Annotated in this window: 17 protein-coding genes; 2 read left to right on the forward strand and 15 right to left on the reverse strand. The window is 48.6% G+C overall.

Annotated elements, in window-relative coordinates; genetic code table 11:
- Positions 1–161: 161 nt before the first annotated feature.
- Positions 162–1,610 carry a glyceraldehyde-3-phosphate dehydrogenase gene (locus AC3CIC_RS22120; RefSeq protein WP_017006865.1) on the forward strand — a complete coding sequence of 483 codons (1,449 nt, stop codon included), beginning with the start codon at positions 162–164 and terminating at the stop codon, positions 1,608–1,610.
- 160 nt (positions 1,611–1,770) lie between these two features.
- Here AC3CIC_RS22120 and AC3CIC_RS22125 read toward each other — a convergent pair whose 3' ends face one another.
- Both AC3CIC_RS22125 and rsgA read right to left on the reverse strand, forming a co-directional pair.
- The gene (locus tag AC3CIC_RS22125; protein WP_488516266.1) at positions 1,771–2,637 is read right to left on the reverse strand and encodes an aldo/keto reductase; all 867 of its coding nucleotides are present in this window, start codon (positions 2,635–2,637) and stop codon (positions 1,771–1,773) included.
- Between the two features lie 326 nt (positions 2,638–2,963).
- Entirely contained in the window at positions 2,964–4,037 is a 1,074-nt protein-coding gene (gene rsgA, locus AC3CIC_RS22130; protein ID WP_488516267.1) for a ribosome small subunit-dependent GTPase A, read from the reverse strand.
- A 428-nt stretch (positions 4,038–4,465) separates the two neighbouring features.
- Between rsgA and AC3CIC_RS22135 the strand changes: the two genes are divergently transcribed.
- Complete coding sequence (locus AC3CIC_RS22135; RefSeq protein ID WP_488516268.1) at positions 4,466–6,511, forward strand: prolyl oligopeptidase family serine peptidase; 2,046 nt, start codon at positions 4,466–4,468, stop codon at positions 6,509–6,511.
- A 101-nt stretch (positions 6,512–6,612) separates the two neighbouring features.
- Here AC3CIC_RS22135 and AC3CIC_RS22140 read toward each other — a convergent pair whose 3' ends face one another.
- From AC3CIC_RS22140 to AC3CIC_RS22200, 13 genes are all read right to left on the reverse strand, one after another.
- Complete coding sequence (locus AC3CIC_RS22140; protein ID WP_016962408.1) at positions 6,613–6,996, reverse strand: DUF2541 family protein; 384 nt, start codon at positions 6,994–6,996, stop codon at positions 6,613–6,615.
- A gap of 9 nt (positions 6,997–7,005) precedes the next feature.
- Positions 7,006–7,584 carry a PqiC family protein gene (locus AC3CIC_RS22145; protein ID WP_488516269.1) on the reverse strand — a complete coding sequence of 193 codons (579 nt, stop codon included), beginning with the start codon at positions 7,582–7,584 and terminating at the stop codon, positions 7,006–7,008.
- Positions 7,581–9,251 carry an intermembrane transport protein PqiB gene (pqiB, locus tag AC3CIC_RS22150; RefSeq protein ID WP_488516270.1) on the reverse strand — a complete coding sequence of 557 codons (1,671 nt, stop codon included), beginning with the start codon at positions 9,249–9,251 and terminating at the stop codon, positions 7,581–7,583. Before pqiB ends, AC3CIC_RS22145 begins: the two co-directional genes overlap by 4 nt.
- A complete protein-coding gene (locus AC3CIC_RS22155) occupies positions 9,244–10,623 on the reverse strand; it encodes a PqiA/YebS family transporter subunit (protein WP_488516271.1) in 1,380 nt (459 codons plus the stop codon). The genes pqiB and AC3CIC_RS22155 overlap by 8 nt, the downstream gene beginning before the upstream one ends.
- Positions 10,624–10,827: 204 nt before the next feature.
- Positions 10,828–11,013, reverse strand: a complete 186-nt coding sequence (locus AC3CIC_RS22160; protein WP_016962404.1) for a Flp family type IVb pilin — start codon at positions 11,011–11,013, stop codon at positions 10,828–10,830.
- 512 nt (positions 11,014–11,525) lie between these two features.
- Positions 11,526–12,026 (reverse strand): GNAT family N-acetyltransferase, encoded by a 501-nt coding sequence (locus AC3CIC_RS22165; RefSeq protein WP_488516272.1) that lies wholly within the window; start codon positions 12,024–12,026, stop codon positions 11,526–11,528.
- 74 nt (positions 12,027–12,100) lie between these two features.
- Complete coding sequence (locus AC3CIC_RS22170) at positions 12,101–13,021, reverse strand: 5-oxoprolinase subunit C family protein (RefSeq protein WP_394209333.1); 921 nt, start codon at positions 13,019–13,021, stop codon at positions 12,101–12,103.
- A complete protein-coding gene (pxpB, locus tag AC3CIC_RS22175) occupies positions 13,011–13,706 on the reverse strand; it encodes a 5-oxoprolinase subunit PxpB (protein ID WP_394209334.1) in 696 nt (231 codons plus the stop codon). The genes AC3CIC_RS22170 and pxpB overlap by 11 nt, the downstream gene beginning before the upstream one ends.
- The gene (locus tag AC3CIC_RS22180; RefSeq protein ID WP_488516273.1) at positions 13,693–14,433 is read right to left on the reverse strand and encodes a 5-oxoprolinase subunit PxpA; all 741 of its coding nucleotides are present in this window, start codon (positions 14,431–14,433) and stop codon (positions 13,693–13,695) included. The genes pxpB and AC3CIC_RS22180 overlap by 14 nt, the downstream gene beginning before the upstream one ends.
- A 77-nt stretch (positions 14,434–14,510) precedes the next feature.
- Positions 14,511–15,821, reverse strand: a complete 1,311-nt coding sequence (locus tag AC3CIC_RS22185) for a TRAP transporter large permease (RefSeq protein WP_016962399.1) — start codon at positions 15,819–15,821, stop codon at positions 14,511–14,513.
- Positions 15,821–16,357, reverse strand: coding sequence for a TRAP transporter small permease (locus AC3CIC_RS22190; protein WP_016962398.1), 537 nt, complete (start codon positions 16,355–16,357; stop codon positions 15,821–15,823). Before AC3CIC_RS22190 ends, AC3CIC_RS22185 begins: the two co-directional genes overlap by 1 nt.
- Before the next feature lie 133 nt (positions 16,358–16,490).
- Positions 16,491–17,471: a TRAP transporter substrate-binding protein gene (locus AC3CIC_RS22195; protein ID WP_488516274.1), complete on the reverse strand. Its 981-nt coding sequence runs from the start codon at positions 17,469–17,471 to the stop codon at positions 16,491–16,493.
- Positions 17,472–17,498: 27 nt separating this feature from the next.
- On the reverse strand, positions 17,499–18,326 hold the full coding sequence (locus AC3CIC_RS22200; RefSeq protein ID WP_488516862.1) for a putative hydro-lyase: 828 nt from the start codon (positions 18,324–18,326) through the stop codon (positions 17,499–17,501).
- Positions 18,327–18,379 lie beyond the last annotated feature (53 nt).

Here is an 18,379-nt window from a genome sequence, read left to right on the forward strand (position 1 = left end):
ACGAAAATATCGTTAAAGTATTGAATAATAGGCAATAGATTTAGATCTTATTTTTTCTTGGTTAATAATTATTCCCTCGTTAGACTCTGCGCCAAAATAATAAAAACAGTCCTAATCCTACTTTTCACCGTGAAGCACCCAAAAAGGCAAAGAAAGTAACGATGAGCCCTGAACAATATCTTACCCAATGGCAACAAAGCCAAACCGATGCCGAAACTATGTCTCCTCTGATCGGCAAACTCTACCGCGAAAAAGGTGTCGAAATTCAGATCTACGGTCGGGCAGTGATTAATGCCAGCACCATTGATCTTCTCAAATCTCATCGTGTTGCGCGTTGGTATACCGGACAGGAAGTGACGACTTCGCATACCTTGCCGCTTCTAGAAGCGTTAGCTGGGTTTGATTTACCTGCGTGTCGCATTGATTTGGGCCGTCTCGCAAGTCTTTACTGGCGCGATCATCAAGATTGCGCGCAATTGGACGAGTTTTTAAAGACAACAGTCGCAGACCTACCGAAAAGCACACCTCTTAAGGAGCCCAAAGATGTTGTGCTGTATGGTTTTGGCCGCATTGGACGTTTAGTGACACGTCTGATGATCGAGAAAAGCGGACCGGGGTATCCCCTGCGTTTACGCGCGATTGTTGTACGTGGCGGCAAAGATGGCGACTTGGAAAAGCGCGCCAGCTTGCTGCGTCGTGATTCAGTACACGGACCATTTAATGGTTCTATTTTGGTTGATGAAGCCCGTAATGCGCTGATTGTGAATGGTAACTACATTCAGTTCATCTATGCGAATCATCCCTCAGAGGTTGATTATGAAGCGCATGGTATTAAAAATGCCGTTGTGGTGGATAACACGGGAATGTGGCGGGATGTAGAAGGACTCAGCCAACATTTAACCGCTAAAGGCGCTGAAAAAGTGTTGCTGACTGCACCGGGGAAAGGTGATATCAAAAACATCGTATTTGGTGTGAACCATGATGATATTGCTGATAACGACACTATTATTTCAGCGGCTAGCTGCACCACCAATGCCATTACGCCTGTGCTAAAAGCGATGAATGATCGCTATGGCGTGGAATCGGGCCATATTGAAACCGTGCACTCTTTCACTAACGATCAAAACTTGATTGATAATTTCCACAGTGGTGAACGCCGTGGTCGAGCAGCATCATTGAACATGGTGATAACGTCGACAGGTGCGGCGAAGGCTGTCGCGAAGGCTCTTCCAGCATTAAAAGGCAAGCTAACAGGTAATGCGATTCGTGTTCCAACGCCAAATGTTTCCATGGCGATTGCGAATCTGAACCTAAGCAGTGACGTGGAACGTGAGTCTTTGAATGCATTCTTGCGTGAAACTGCGCTGGTATCGCCGTTGGCAGGACAAATTGATTACACCCAATCAACTGAAATAGTCTCTTCGGATATTGTCGGCTCACGTTACGCGGGTGTTGTTGATAGCCAAGCGACCATTGCCGATGGCAATCGTTGTGTGCTTTATATCTGGTATGACAATGAATTCGGTTACAGCTGTCAGGTGATCCACTGCATTGAGCACATGGCGGGTATGCGCTATCCGGTTGTGCCTGCGCCGAAAGCCGAACGCTAATTCGCTAAAAGCAGTTGCTGCGAACCCTAGCAACTGGCATTGGCAATAAATCCCCCTAATTGAAAGCGGCTCCCATTGGCCGCTTTGTTTATTTTGCTGCTAGCAATGGGTGAGTTCGCACGATTAACCTTGCCCTTATTGCCTATCAATGCCTTTTTATTTATTTCAGTTTTTTGACCAACGAAAAATTCTCTTTCAAGCGGCTCACTTTACTCGTCATACACAGCGGCAGAATACCTTCATTCGCAATTTTTCGTAGCACGAGTGCGGAAGGGCTGAGTAATGTCATGTCTGATTCGGCGCGAAGTTCCAACACATAGCGTTCATTGGCTGTTGTGTCGTATTCTGCGGGCAATTTTCCTCTGTGTTCAAATGCGCCTTCTAGCAAAGGCGAATAGGCCACTAAAATGATGTCAGGGTTGGCTTGTTGAAGCAGAGACTTAATGTCATCAGTCAGGCAAATTTGTACGCCAAAATCCGCATCGTCTTTCGGTGGGATCACGGTATAGCGATATTGTGCATAACTGATAGGGGTTAATTCTTGGCGTTCAATGAGTACACAAAGGTCGCTGAGACGAGCAAGCGTGTAATTTGAGATACCGAGTTTCTTCACCACGCCTTTTCTTACGTATTCTGTGAGTACTGTCCACGTTTCTTCTAGTGGCGTGTTCAAATCATCCACATGGGCGTAAAGCACATCAATATAGTCAGTACCAAGACGAGTGAGTGACGCTGCAATGGCTGTGTCGATAGCTTGGCGACTCAAGCCTTCGGACGTGGAAAAATCCTGACCATCCAGCGGAAATGCACCCATTTTGGTGTGAATCTCGACTGAGTTGCGGTCAACCGTTTTCAGCCATTCTCCAATCGTGCGTTCGCTTTCACCGCCGTTGCCTGCCCAAAATGCATAGTTGTTGGCGGTATCAATGATTCTTCCGCCCATAGCGACATAAGCATTTAACACTTTGAAGGCATCAGAAGGCGATGTGGTGGTGCCAAAGGCTGCGGTGCCTAATCCTGCTTTCATAGAATGTTCCTTGTCGATGAGGTGTGATGAGTCGTTGCGTACTGTGAAACAATTGGGGAAGGATGAATAGATCAGCAAAGTACAATCTTAGTTTACGCTTTCTGAACCGCGATTCTTGTATCAGACAAGAGCAAATACCGTTTTTGTATCATGTCGAAGCCTCTGCTATGCGCTAATGCATTTTCACATGGTGCGTTTAGCCGCGAGAATGGATAAAGAGGGCACCCATTAACTTAGGATCTGCGAGGCCACGTGTTTTGGAGGCAAATTCTGTTGAGGTGGTGAGGGAAACAGAGCGACACAGGGTCGCTCTGTTTATGTCGGGTTTAAAACCCTTTTTTCTTATGGCGGTTGCTTGATTGGATCGTGTTCACCATCTTAGTAAAGGTTTTATCCTTTGCGCGTTTTTGCGCCATGGTGGCAGAGTTTCTTGCGTCTTCGTTTTGCAACTTGAGATAGTTACTCAAACGACGCTCGTCAATATTGCCAGTTTCCAACGCGGCACGAATAGCGCAACCCGGTTCGTTACCATGCTGGCAATCGCTAAATCGACATTGTGATTCTAATTCTTTGATTTCGGCAAACAGAGTATTGAGACCATCTTCGCTATCGAAGATCTTCAATTCTCGCATCCCTGGCGTATCCAGCAATACTGCACCAGACGGCAAACAGTGTAGGCTTCGCGCTGTTGTTGTGTGTCGGCCTTTGCTGTCGCTTTCGCGGATCCCACCTGTTGATTGCACCGAATCCCCCAGCAGGGTGTTCACCAAGGTGGATTTACCTACGCCTGATGACCCCATCACAACCAGCGTTTTTCCCGCTTTCAGCCAAGGGCTGAGGGCGTTAGCTGTATGCTCGTCGAGTGCGTTAACTGCTTCAACAGCCAAAAAAGGCGCTAAGGCTTCGACTGAACGAATGGTCTCATCAAGATCAAACGCGTTGCCGTCCGCATCAAGGCTGTTTTCTGCAAGGTCACGCTTAGTCAGCACCACAACCGGTTCAACAAATGCATCGGCACACATTGCTAGATAGCGCTCGATACGGTTGAGATTAAAGTCGTGGTCCAGTGCACACACAACAAAGGCGGTGTCGATGTTCGCTGCGATCAACTGTTCAATCACTTTTGTGCCAGCACCTTTGCGTGCAAATAAGGATTGACGGTCTAACTGACGAATGAAATGGCCGTCATCGTCGATCAATATCCAATCGCCAACTGTCATGCTGGGAAACGATGCGTGGATCTCAAGAGATTCTGTGCCTGTTTCATTGATCAGTAAGTAGTGACTACGATGATGTTCTGCAATTCTGGCGATACGGGTATTTTCGTAATCTTCCAGTGTCAGTTGTTGCTGAAATACAGGTTGCCAGCCAAGTTGGCTTAGTGTTTTAAAAGGTGTCATTGTTTTTCCCTACGCACAGAGCGTATATCTGTGTGTTTGAGTAACAGTGTGTTGTAGGGTCGAATCAATTCGGAAAGACCCCGGTCGAGATTCACCGGGCAAAGAAGGGCGGTAGCTGTGGAGCAAACGTGGTTTTACCCATCGTTTAAAAAGCGCTACTTAGCGTACGATTCCTGCCGGGTGGGTCATTGCTACAATCATGTTGTTCCTCCTAGTTGGGTTGTGCTGTTTTGTGTCGGCTTAGACGGTAGATGCCGCTAATATCGCGAATCTATCATGAAGCCATTCGCCCTGCAAAGTGTATTGATTAAGTGCCCAGTGTGGTGGTGCCATCAATATGCTAATCGTTTGGGATGTGGACAGAAACATCGGCAGACGCCTGAGCCTTTCGTTATGATGACATGCATAAAATCAACACGGAGTACGCCATGTTCCGCTATCCGAACACACGTCAAGACGAGACTGTGGACACTTACTTTTCTTCTGTGGTCGCAGACCCATATCGTTGGCTTGAAAATGATCTGAGTGAAGAAACTGCTGCTTGGGTTGATGCCCAAAATGACGTCACATTCGGTTATTTGCGTGCGATACCGTTTCGCGATGCGATCCGGGCACGTCTTGAAACGGCAAATAATTACGTCAAGGAATCTCCACCGTTCACGCGCGGGGAATATACCTATTTTTACCGCAACGATGGCCTGCAAGATCAAGCGGTGGTCTTTCGCACCAAAGATGTGATGGAAAATGCGGGTGTGTTTCTCGATCCCAATAGCTGGAGTGAAGCAGGCACTACCTCTCTCGATCAAATGCGCTTTTCCGCTGATGACACCTTCATTGCTTATTCTACATCTGAAGGAGGCAGCGATTGGCGCACCATCTATGTCATGGACGCAGTTTCGGGCGTGTTGCTCAGCGATAAAATCGAGAATGTGAAATTCTCAGGTATTGAATGGCGGGGCAGTGAAGGGTTTTACTACTCGACTTATGACAAACCGGAAGGCAGCGAATTGTCTGCGCGTACCGAGCTTCATAAACTCTATTTTCATCGATTGGGCACGTCGCAGGCTGACGATGAATTAGTGTTTGGTGGCGAAGGCGATCCTCAGTATCGCTACGTGGGTGGCTACACCACAGAAGACGATCGTTTTCTGGTGATCACGGGTGCGAATGCGACCTCTGGCAATATGCTCTATGTGCAGGATTTAGACAAAGGCACAGATCGGGTTTGCCTGACAGAAGATGAAAGCGCAGACAGTGATGTCTTTGAACACCATGATGGCAAGTTGATTATTTACACCAACCTTGATGCGCCAATGGGTCGCATGGTGGCGGTCGACACAGCTTCACCTCATCAAAAAAATTGGACAGATTTAATCCCTGAAACAAGCCATGAGCTTAGCGTGAACAAAGGCGCAGGCTACTTGTTCGCGAGCTATTTGGTTGATGTACAAACGCAAGTGAAACAATACCAATTTGACGGCGCATTTGTGCGTAATGTGTCATTACCAGGCGTCGGCAGTGTGTCCGGTTTTGGTGCGCGAGCAAAAGATAAAACGCTGTATTTCACTTTCACCAATTACACCACTGCCAGCGATACTTACCGCTTTGACCCACAAACGGGCGAGGCCAAGCTGTATCGACGCAGCGCGTGTGCCATTGATAGCACGCAACTTGAATCAAAGCAGGTGTTCTATACCTCCCAAGATGGCACGAAAGTGCCGATGATGATTTGCTACCGCAAGGGCATTGCACTTGATGGCTCTCATCCCACCCTGCTGTACGGTTATGGCGGTTTCAACATTAGCCTTGAGCCTTCATTTAACCCAAACGTGGCAAGTTGGATTGAAATGGGAGGCGTATATGCGGTTGCCAATTTACGTGGCGGCGGTGAATACGGCAAAGCATGGCATGACGCAGGGACACAGCAGCAAAAGCAAAACGTGTTTGATGACTTTATCGCGGCGGCTGAATACCTGATTGACGAGAAGTACACATGTTCTGAGAAACTCGGCATTCGTGGTGGCTCAAATGGCGGTTTGCTGGTGGGCGCTTGTATGACACAGCGTCCTGAGTTGTTCAAAGTCGCGCTTCCAGCAGTGGGTGTGTTAGACATGCTGCGTTACCACACCTTCACCTCGGGCGAAGGTTGGGCGTATGACTATGGCACATCGGCGCAAAGTGCAGATATGTTTCGTTACTTGCTGGGTTACTCGCCTGTGCACAACGTGAAAGCGGGCGTTAGCTATCCATCGACCTTGGTAACAACCGCCGATCATGATGATCGCGTTGTGCCTGCACACTCTTACAAGTTTATCGCCGAGCTGCAAGCCAAACACGGCGGCGATAACCCAGTGCTGATCCGCATTGATGTGAATGCAGGTCACGGCGCGGGCATGCCAACCCATAAAGTGATGGATTTGAATGCCGACGTTTACGCATTCTGTTTTGATCAGATGGGTGTCATACCCATTTAGAATCAGAGCTGATTACTGCATTTTCGAAGGGAAAACGCGCCGCTATTGGCGCGTTTTTTGTTGAGTGAGTGCGGTGTTGAGCTTCTAGCGGCAGTCCATGATTACTGCCGCCCATAAACCCGAACGCCTGCAGATGAATTTTCTGACTTGCCGAACACTTCCAGCTTCTTAACACAGCGCTTGTAAGCCAGCTTTCGCCAATCTGTGGTTTTGTCTTTCCCGACGTCGCGGTAAAAGCGGATGGTTTTGGTATCGCCATTTTTAAAGGTGATTTTCACTTTTTGAAGGTACATATCCCGGTCAGCCTTTACTTGAATGGCGTTGACGCGGCGGCAAATCACCAAGGGAATATCTGCACCGTAATCGGTGTTCTTAAACACGATGGTCCGGCCCAATGTGATCCTGTCATCTGCTTGCGCGGCAGTTGGTATACCGAGCAGGGTGGCGTATACGCAAATTAGGGAAAGTAACGTGTTCGTTTTCATGGTTCTACCTCAAGGATTCAGCGTGCTAGCCAGCTGGGTGGTGAGAGTATCGAGTGCTACGGAAAGGGCATCGACCAAAGCGGGATAGCCCTCCTGCTTCAAGGGCTCGCTTATTTGGAAGGTTTCGGACAACAGGATGTTGCCGCTGTCATCAAACAAAATCCATTCACCTGCCAACATGGCATCGCCAGTATAACTGCCATTAAATTGCGCCATCTTTACCCAAAGCGTTTGCACTGGCGAGGTGCTGGAAATAGGCGAAGTGCCGACAGGCCAGTAGCGTGTTTGTTTCTCGCGAAGCCCAGAGATGATGAGTCGGGTGAGTTGTTCGGATAAGCCCTCCGCCCATCGGTTATTGTTTGCCGCGACCGTTTCAGTGTTCGAGATTTGGTAAACAATGCCGCTGCCAGAAAGGATATCCGACACCGCAACGTTGGGAATGACCAGAATGGGCACCTTGTTCTGAAAGGTATAGGTTCTGCCCAATGAGTCGGACGTGAGCAAATAGGTGTTTTGCTCAATATTGGGTGTGCTACTGCATGCACTAAGCATCAACAAAGCCAAGGCCGTCATGAGGAAAGTTTTCATTGGCGTTTTCCTTTCGCAGGCACGGGGTCGTTTTGTCCGCTTGTGCCAAATATCAACGCATCCGGGGAATCGTTGAGGGTTTTAAGTAACGGCTCGAGTTGACCTAATGCATCGTTGACCTGTGACAACGCCTGTTGAAGTTCAGAGTAGGAGCTTGATTCAGGACTGAATCCTTTCAAGGTTTTTTGAAGTTGCGTCAGGCTATTTTGAATTTCTTTTGGTAGCTGCTGTGTGTCTTTTTGTTTTAGCAGGGCGTCGAGACGCCTGACTGTCACAGAAAGATCCTGTCCAAGGCCATCAAAGGTTTTTAACGTTTGTTGCGTGGTACTGAGCGTGTCGTCCAGAGACGACAGTGTGGTGTCGAGTGGCAGCTTACTTAGCTTGGTAAGAATGGTACCTATCTGGCGCTGGAACTGAACAAATTCGCCGTCAATGGTTGGGAATACGTTAAAGCCGTAATATTGCGCCATGTGGGTTTCAGGGGGGGAATCAGGGTAAAAGTCAGTGTCGATGTACAATGCCCCCGTCAGTAAATTACCCGTTTTGAGCGAGGCACGAAGCCCATGGCCAAACGCTTTTTTAAAGTCAGCTAAAAGCTGTGATTCGCTCAGCGTGAGCGAAGCATCATATATTCGCTCCATTTCGATATGCACCAGAACGGGGATCTTTTCTGATCCCATTTCTGCTTGCTGGCTTAGATGAAGGGGCACTTTCTTGACCGTGCCAATGCGAATGCCACGATATTCCACTGAGGCGCCGGGGTTTAGCCCCCGTACCGATTCACTAAATAGCATGGCGTAAGCGACGAATTGCTCATACATTTTCTCGCGAATTTCTTTCTTATTATCAAACAGTTTGAAAGACAGCATTTGTTCGGTAATCGCTGATCCATCCGTATTTCCATCCGGCACACCAAAACTCACACCACCAATCATGAGGGATTCGAGGGAAGCAATATTCACACTAAACCCTTCGGCGTTGAGCTTGATATCTAGCCCTGAATTGAGCCAAAAGCGAGTGTGTTTCCGGACTAAAGCATCGTAAGGTTGGAAGATGAATAGTTGATAGGTGGCATTTCGTTTGTCGATGTCGAAGCCGACTTTTTCTACCCGACCGACGGTGTATCCTTCGTACATCACCGGATCGCCAATGGCGAGTTTACCTGCATCGTCAGAAGTGAGGACAACGCGCAAACCTTTGGTATCTGCGGGGGCCACGGGTGGGGAATCGAGCACGGTGAACTTGCTCTTTTTGACGTCAGATTCACCCGGTCTCAGTTCAAGGTAGGGGCCAGACAATAAGGTCTCTAATCCCGATACGCCTTCGGTTCCGATGCGGGGTTTCACCACCCAAAATAATGTATCTTCTCTCAGCATTCTTTCGGTGCCACTGTCCATTCGCACCGTGAGCAAAATTTCGTTGTAGTTTTTGCTCAATGCCACGTTGTTGACGATACCAATTTTCACGCTTCGTGCTTTTACCAAGGTTTTTCCTGCTTCTATGCCTTCAGCGGTGGGAACGGTGAGCGTGATTTCAGGGCCTTGTTCACTGGCATATTGGTAGATCATCCATATGCCTGCGAAAAGCGACACGATAGGAATGATCCACACGGCTGCCATGCGTTTAGCGGGTTTTACGTGCGCGGTAACGTCACGGTCTTTATCCATGCTTTTCCTGTTTTATCGGTGTCTGTTGGCCTGAGACGGGAGCCGGTGAAACAGCACAATTGTCATCTGCTGAAACGGCTTCGGTTTGCCAAAGTACGCGAGGGTCAAAGGTGTGCGTCGCGAGCAAAGTGAAAACGACGACCAAGGCGAAATAGAACACGGCGGGGCCGGGAGTAATGCTCATTAATTGATGAAATTGAACCAGCGCGGTGAGTATCGCGACGACGAAGATGTCGATCATTGACCAGCGACCAATGATTTCAATAAAGCGATATTGTTTCAGCCGTATTAAGGCGTCTCTGGCGCTTTGTTTTCTGGAGGATTTCGCCTTGATGAGTAAATGCACCAAGATCAGCATTTTAGTGATTGGCACGATAATGCTGGCAGTCAGAATAATCAGGGCAATGGGGTAAGAGCCCAACTGCCAAATCAAAATCACGCCGTCCATGATGGTTGAAGCCGCCGACGATCCAAAGCTGGTGGTGTACATCATGGGGTACAGATTCGCGGGGATATAAAGGATGATCGCGGTGGTCACCAGTGCGGCAGACGTTGTCAGAATGTTGGACGGGTTAAATGCCTGCAAGCCGCTGCCACATCGTTGGCACGTCTTGGGATCGTGCTGGTTTGATGCGTGTGTTGGGTTGATTTGGCTGCACAATCGGCAAACAAGATGCGTTTGGCTGAGGTGGGTGTCGCCAGCATGAACATGTGCGTACGACTGGGTCGGAAACAGTCGATCCCAAAGCCATTGCTTGTCTGCCACGCGCGAACATTTCAAAACCAGATGTGCGTAAAGAAAAAAAGTCCAAAATGCGGGTCCTAACGACACATCCGTCATGGCAGCAATTTTCACGATACTGACTAATACGCCCACAAAGAAGATATCGACAAGCAGCCAAGGCTCAACGCGAAGTACGAAGCGGCAGAGAAACTGCGTCCATTGATTGGCGTTTGAACGGGTAACGGAGCCGTCCGGTAGGCTGGATGAGAAAACCCTGCTGGCTTTAAAGAACAGATACATCATGGCGGTGATGGTCAATACGGGAAGCACCACCACAGTAAAGATCAGCATCGCAGCCAGTACATCGTTGTCGAAATAGTGAAATACGCTGAGTGCGTTCAATAGCACGATGTCGTTCGACAAGCCCTGAACGCGAATAGACATGAATGGGAAAAAGCAGCTAAGTGCAAGCATGATGCCGCAAGATAAGCCGTAAGCGAGAACGTTGGTGTGCGTATTCTTTACGTGCGTAAGCAGAGTATGGCCACAACGAGGACATGCCGCCCCTTGGCCATGTTCCAAATTAGGAATGGCACAAACAAGGCCGCATTCTCTGCATGAAATCAACGCACTGTCGCGCACTGCCATTTGGTCTTACCCTGCTACTCAACTCGATACGAAGTATAGGGACCAGTGGCGGCGTCATTTAAGTAAAGTCGTTGTTTCTAAACTCTGAAACAGGTTGGGCTTTTTGAGGATAGGCCGAACCTTTGGTTTTCCAGCAAGGCCATTCTCGCTATTCATGAAGAATGTTAACGATAAGAAGCGGTTTTTTGAGATATCAATCCGTGATCAAGAACCTGCGTTATTGATATTGGTTTGGATAGTCACAAATGCGGTCTTGAGTGCTTCGTGCAAGTCGCTATTTTGACTCAGTGCTGCCAACACGATAATTGACATTGCAACACCCAATATGGCGTATTCGACAGCGGTGACGCCAGATTCATTCTGGATATATTGCTTTGCAATTTTAAACATCAATTTGCATTCTCTCGTATATCGGTTCGACGTCTTTGACGCCTTATATCTAAGCGATAAAGTTAACGTAACTTATTGCTTTTAAAGGTATACCCCCGCGGGAGAATATTCCAGCTTTAAGTTTTTGCAAGGTGAGGTTAAACATTGGTCAGAGATGGTTCAAATTTAGGTCTTTTGTGTTATATGTAATAAAAATGACGGCTGATTGATATTTATTGCTTGAAAGTTTAGGCAGCACAGCAGATCTGTATATGTGTTCTGTTTCTATGTAATTGATATTTTGCCAATAAACATTGGGGGAAGGTTGTTGCGATATTTTGATGAGCATCACACTGGTACTTGAAATGATACCCAAGCAACCTCAAGTGGAACGATTCTGAAGCAATCGCTCACATTCAAATTAGGTCGCTGGAGGATAAAAGGCCGGAGTTACCAGCCTAGTCACTAATACTCGTTAAGCATTATTCACATATCGGGTATTAAGCTGGAAAAGTGTGTTTACCCTCTTAATGTTAGAGAAACTTTTCCAGCATCACTTCATCGATATATTGGCCGTTAATCTTGGCATGTTTCTTCGCTGTTCCGGCGACTTCAAATCCTTGCTTTAAGTAGGTTGTTAAAGCAGGTTCATTATCGCCACGGACTTGGGCGATCAGCTTTTTAAAACCACGGGCTTTTGCGGTTTCTAATGTTGCAGCGAAAAGTGCTGAAGACACGCCTTGCTGACGATAATTTTCTGCCACATAAGTCGTGATGATGCCGACATGGTCGAGTGCACGAGTGTAACTGGCGAAAGGCTCAACCGTTTGATAGCCAATGAGCGTTGACGACGTTTTATCTTCAGCGACAAGAAAAACCCCGTTCACGGGGAAATACTGAATGAAAAAACCTTGGTCAGACACAGAAAAAGTGGCGTCGAGGATAGTGAACTGACCACTTTCAACGATAGGGTTAATGATTTCGGTGATGCCTTTTGCATCCGAAGATAGAACGTTTCTGATGATGAAATTCATGTTTGAAAGGCTTTAATTGAGCTTGAATTGGAAGGAAGCGTAGCGCATTCAACACTTGCTACGCCAATGAAATTTTACCCAAAAATCACGCGATTAAATAACCGCCGTTCGACTTCGGCATCAGCGACGTCCATGGGTGAAAAGCTCACGCTTTGTCCCGGACTGCGCTGCGAAAGCTGGCCTGCCCCCAAGCTGCTAAGACAACCAATTTTTGGGTAGCCGCCGATGGTCTGTCTGTCTTTCATCAAGACAATAGGTTGGCCATCATTGGGTATCTGAATCGCGCCAAACGCGATGCCCTCTGAAATGATGCCATCAAGGCGACTTTTGATGGGCGCACCCGACAGGCGATATCCCATTCTGTCGATGTTCTGGCTCACTTCATACGCACTGGTGAAAAAGGTCATCTGTTCATCGTGAGAAAACGATGCGTTTTGATAGGCGGGCATGACCCCTAGTTCTAATGGCGCATCGTAATGGGGAATCGTCCACTTTGGCGCGCGTTGATCGATCACGTTTACGTGCGGTGTGAAACGTAATACATCGCCTTGTTTGAGTGGTTCGCCGTTGCCGTTAAGGCCGCCGATTTTTTCGCGCTTTACGGTGGCGACACTGCCGAGCTTTTCTTCACATTCAAACCCGCCTTTCACGGCCAAATAAGCACGTAGTCCCTGTTTGGGTGTACCAAATTCGATGGTGTCGCCTTTTTTCACGGCGTAGGAACACCAATTTCGAACGGGTTTGTCGTTAATACGCGCTGACAAGTCTGCGCCTGTGATCGCAATGCAGGTCGCTGCATTTACGTTGAGCTGAAGCTGACCGAAGGTGATCTCCAGCTGGTTAGTGCCAGGTGGGTTATTGAGTAGACGGTTAGCCCAGTAAAAAGCGTGTTCATCCATTGGACCACCCGTGGTGATCCCCAAGTGTTGAAAGCCTATACGGCCGCTGTCTTCAAGCAGGGTCAGCATACCCGGATTGACCACGTCAAAACTCATCGAGTACCCCTCCAAGTTGGATAAATGCATCTCTATCTATCGGGCGAAATTTCACGCGGTTACCCACATTCACGCGAGCGAGAGTTTCACTGTCCCAGTCGATCATGTTTAGCGGCGTTCGTCCTATGATCTGCCAGCCGCCCGGTGTACTACTGGGGTAAATGGCCGTTTGGTTGTCGGCAAGTCCCACACTTCCTGTCGGTACTTTCAGCCGTGGCGTCGATTTTCGTGGCATCACAATGGCGTCATCCACACTGCCGAGATAAGCAAAACCAGGGCTAAAGCCAATGGCGTAGACGCGGTATTCCCGTTCACTGTGCAATTTGACGACTGCATCGGCAGTTAATCCGGTTTTGCTGCACACATCCGCCATGTCTAATGCGACGTCTTCACCGTAATAGACCGGGATTTCGACAATCACTTTGTCGCTGTCATTACTCACGGCCTCCGTATGGGTGGCTAAGGCCTGTTTGATGCGTTTGATGATGTCGAATCTGTCCGTTCGGCTGAGATCAAAGCTCACCAATATCGAGTGATAAGAGGGGATGATATCGGTGATTAAATTGCCAAGCGCATGTTGGATTTGAAAAATGGCATGGTTCACTTCTGCTGCCACAGCTTCATCAATCTTATCGCCTAAATACACAATCAATGTCTGTTCATTGACGGCCTCAATTCTTGCCATTTGCCCTCCATAGCCCCAATGCCTGAGCAACCGCAGACGCGTGAGGGCCATCGCCATGAATACAGAGTGTGTCAGCATCGACCTTGAGGGTTTTACCGCTTAAGGTGGTGACAGTGCCCTGTTCGGTGATTTGCTGCACCTGTCGAAGGATCGCTTCTGCACTGCCATGCACCGCACCTTCAATGCGACGATCAACGAGAAAGCCTTCATCGTCATAGGCGCGGTCTGAAAAGGCTTCGAACAGCAGTTCAATGCCAATCTCTTCTGCCAGATTATTGATGGTGTCACGATGAGGAATGGCCATGACGACCAAGGGACAACCGGGCGCAGTATCTTTCACGGCGCGCATAACCGTGCGTAGTACTTTCATGTCTTTCATCATGGTGTTGTAGAGCGCACCATGGGGTTTCACGTAATCCACGATGGCACATTGCTGCCGACAAATGCCCGTCAGTGCACCTAGCTGGTAGCCCAACCATGCGTAAAGCTCTTCGTCGGTGCAATCAAATTTACGGCGACCAAATCCCAGTAAATCGGGATAACTCGGATGCGCACCAATCGACACGCCATGTTCGCGTGCGAGGGCAACAGTATTGCGCATGATCACGGGATCGGACGCGTGAAAGCCACAAGCAATACTCGCCATGTCGATGCAAGGCATGACTTCGGCGTCTTTGCCCATAGTCCATGCGCCAAAGCTTTCACCCATGTCGCAATTAAGTTTCATTTATGAACTCTCCTTGTTGTTCGCTGCTTTTTTTATTGAAATGGCCTACCTTTTAGGCCATTTCTTTTTGTCAGCCGCTACCGTTGACTCATGGTGGTAGGCAAATAGGTCACAATTTCTGGGAACACCGAAATCAACACTAACCCTAATAAGATCAGCATGAAAAACGGAAAAGCAGCCCGTGCGACATACAGTATGTTTTTGCCGGTGAGTGCCTGAATAACAAACAAATTGAAACCAACGGGTGGGGTGATTTGCGACAGCTCCACCACCAGAACGATAAAGATACCAAACCAAAGCAGATCGATACCGGCTTGCTGCACCATCGGCATGACAACAGCGACCGTTAATACCACCACGGAAATGCCATCTAAAAAGCAGCCCAGCACCACAAATAAAATGGTGAGATAAAGCAGCAGCTCAAACGGGGATAACGACATGGCCGCAATCCATTCAGCCAATGCGCGTGGAATACCTAAAAAGCCCATTGCCAGCGTCAGAAAGTGCGCGCCGACTAAGATAAACCCGATCATACATGCGCTTTTCACTGCGCCTAGCAAGCTATCTATAAAGCTTTTTTTGGTGAGGGAGCCGGTTAATGCCGCTAACACCATGGCGCCAAATACACCCAGTGCTGCTGCTTCGGTTGGGGTGGTAAAACCGCCGTATATTGAGCCAAGTACAAAGCCGATCAAAATGACAATCGGTAGCAGTTTCTTTAGCGACTTAAAGCGAACAGACCAAGAAATATCTTCACTGGTGTGTTGCGGAACCCCATCTTTGTTAAACATGGCCCAGATGGTGGTGTAACCGACAAACAACAGCATCAACATGATGCCGGGCAGTGCGCCTGCGATAAACAAACGACCAATCGACACTTCTGCCGCTACGCCATACACAATCAAAATGATAGAAGGCGGGATAAGCAATCCCAACGTGCCTGAGCCGGCTAATGTGCCAATTGCCATGCGCTCGCTATAGCCTTGTGCTTTAAGCTCAGGCAGTGTCATGCGCCCAATGGTCGCTGCGGTGGCTGCCGATGAACCGGATACCGCCGCGAAAATGCCGCAACTCAGTACGTTCACGTGCAATAGTTTGCCGGGAAGCCCGCTTAGCCAAGGGGCAAGGCCTTTGAATAAGTCTTCAGATAATTTGGTTCTAAAGAGCAGTTCGCCCATCCAGATAAACATGGGCAGTGCCGTGAGCGACCAACTGGTGCTTGCCCCCCAACTTGATGACGCAAACAGCAGCCCGATTTGTTCGTTGCCTGTCATGTAAAGGCCAATCACGCCTACGCCGATCAGAGCGAGAGAAACCCAAAGCCCTGCCGCCAAAAATAACAGTAGGCTGAGTGCCAAAATAAACGATATTAGTGTCATGTCGGTCATTACACGCCCTCCTTGTCGTCGCCAAGGTCTAGGGTCACGTCTTCCCCTTCCAGCACCTTGTAATGGGGCGTAATGCCACGAATGTTGTCGATGAGGCTGTCCAGTACGGCGAGGTTAAACGCAATCATGCCAACAGCAAGCGGAACCTGAGGGATCCACAATGGAATAGGAATATAGCCGTGAGTCACTTCTTCAAAATCGTGTGACTCCCACACCATGTAGGTGCAGTAGTAACTGGCAAAGCACAGCAGTAGAAACGCTAAACCTAATACCAGCGTTTCGAGTGGACGCTGCCATGCGTCAGGCAAGCGTTGGATCGCTAGGTTGACGCGAATGTGGCCGCCTTCGTGAAAGGTATAGGCCAACCCAAAGAAGGTGGAGGCTGCCAGTGCGTAACCGGAAAAGTCTTCTGCTGACGGCACGATAAAGCCAAGCAGACGACCGATGATTTGGGCAAGGATGATCATCATGATCAACACAATGAAGAAACCGGACAAGCCGCCCGACAGCATGTACAAGGCTTGCTTAAATCGCATAGTCTTAACCTTTTTTTAAACCGTCCTGATTGGCCTAACTGTCGCAAGTGCGCAGTTCTCGCCATGATTGGTTTGAACGCCCTCCCCAATCCGATCGGGGAGGGTGACTTATCGACTTATCTAGAGTGAGTGGTTACTGACCACGATAAGCTTTTAGAACGGGAGTCAGTGTTTCTGGCGATTCAGCTTCCCATTCACTGGTCATGGTGACGCCAATAGCTTGTAGTTCGTTGAGAAGTTGCTCAGAAGGTTGTGAAACCTCAATGCCGTTGTCAGCCAATGTTTTGGTGTCTTTGGCTTCTTGAGCGGTCACTTCGCTCCAACCACGTGCTTCAGCAGCTGCGGCAGCATCCAACATCGCTTGTTGGGTTTTCTTGTCCAAACGTTTGAACGCGCGTTTGTTCACAACCACGACGTTTTTCGGGATCCATGCCTTGATTTCATTGAAGTGGCTCAGGTAATCCCAAGCTTGACCATTAGCGCCAGTAGATGGCGACGTGATCATCGCATCAATGATGCCAGTGCTGAATGCTTGAGGGATATCAGGCACTTGCACTGTGGTTGGTGTGGTGTTCATCAGATCAGCCAGACGAGATGTCGACGGGCTGTAGGCGCGCATCTTGGTGCCTTGAATATCTGCTAGCGAGTTCACCGGCTTCTTGGAATACAAGCTTTGCGCAGGCCATGGGACGGTGTATAGCAACATCATGCCTTCTTTATTGAGCTGTTTTTCAATCTCAGGCTTTGACGCTTCCCAAAGGGCTTGTGCTTGTTCGTAATTGGTGGCGAGGAAAGGAATGTTGTCATGTTTAAAAATGGGGTGGGTGTTACCCATGATGCCAATGAACACTTCGCCAAGCTGAACCTGACCCGTACGCACTGCGCGAGGGATTTCAGGGTGCTTCATTAACGATGCGCCGGAGTGAACTTTGATGTCCAGATCACCGCCCGTTGCTTCGTTGATTTGTTCGGCGAAGCCATAAGCAATTTTCGTTGGCAAGTTGGCGTCGCCATACGGAGTTGGCATGTGCCATTGAGCCGCAAATGTTGAAGGCATCATTAATGCCGAGAAAGATACCACCGCAGCGGGTAGCAGGGTTTTCAATAACTTCATTGGAAGTCTCCTTTTCACTTGTGTTCGTTAAAGAATGGAAAGCTGATCATTGCTCACATCGGTCACTAACATCTTCCCTGGTGAATGTGTGATAGCAATGGGTGGACAGGCGTTGGCAATGGCCAATTGCGGTGTAACACCACACGCCCAAAATACGGGGATCTCGTCATCATTAATCGGCACGGGATCGCCAAAATCTGGCTTGGACAGGTCTTTAATGCCAATCATCTCTGGATAACCAAGGTGAATGGGTGCGCCATGGGACTTCGGATAGCGCGTGGTAATTTGCACGGCGCGGATGGCATCTGCTGGCTTAAACGGGCGCATGGAAACCACCATGTCACCACTAAAGTATTGGCTTGGGTTGGTGGCTATGTTGGTGCGGTACATAGAGACATTGGCATTGCAATCTATGTTGCGTAGCGACAGTCCCGCACGCATGAGCGAGTCTTCAAATGAAAATGAACAGCCCAATACGAAAGTCACCAAGTCAGTGCGCCACAAATCAGTAATATCGGATGTCTCTTCGGACAATTCACCGTGACGGAACACGCGGTATTCAGGCACGTCAGTGCGAATATCAATGTCTTCGCCTAAGGCATCAAGAATAGGTTTACCGGGTGCGGAGACAGCAAGAAGGGGGCATGCAATAGGGTTTTGTTGACAGAACAGCAGAAAGTCATCCGCCCAACTCTTAGGCAGTATTACCACATTGCCTTGTGCTAGGCCGGGTGCGAACCCGCTGGTGGGGCCTTTAAACTTGCCGACTCTTGCAAGTTGGCGTAATTCGCGTGCTTGAGTGAGTGCTGCTTCGTGATCATTAGTCACGATAGACGTATTCTGTCCGGCGATCATTGAGGCTGTCATCCTTATACCTACATGTTAATCGTGTTAACTAAATGTTGCAG

The sequence above is a fragment of the Enterovibrio sp. QJM3NY_24 genome, from assembly GCF_057786035.1.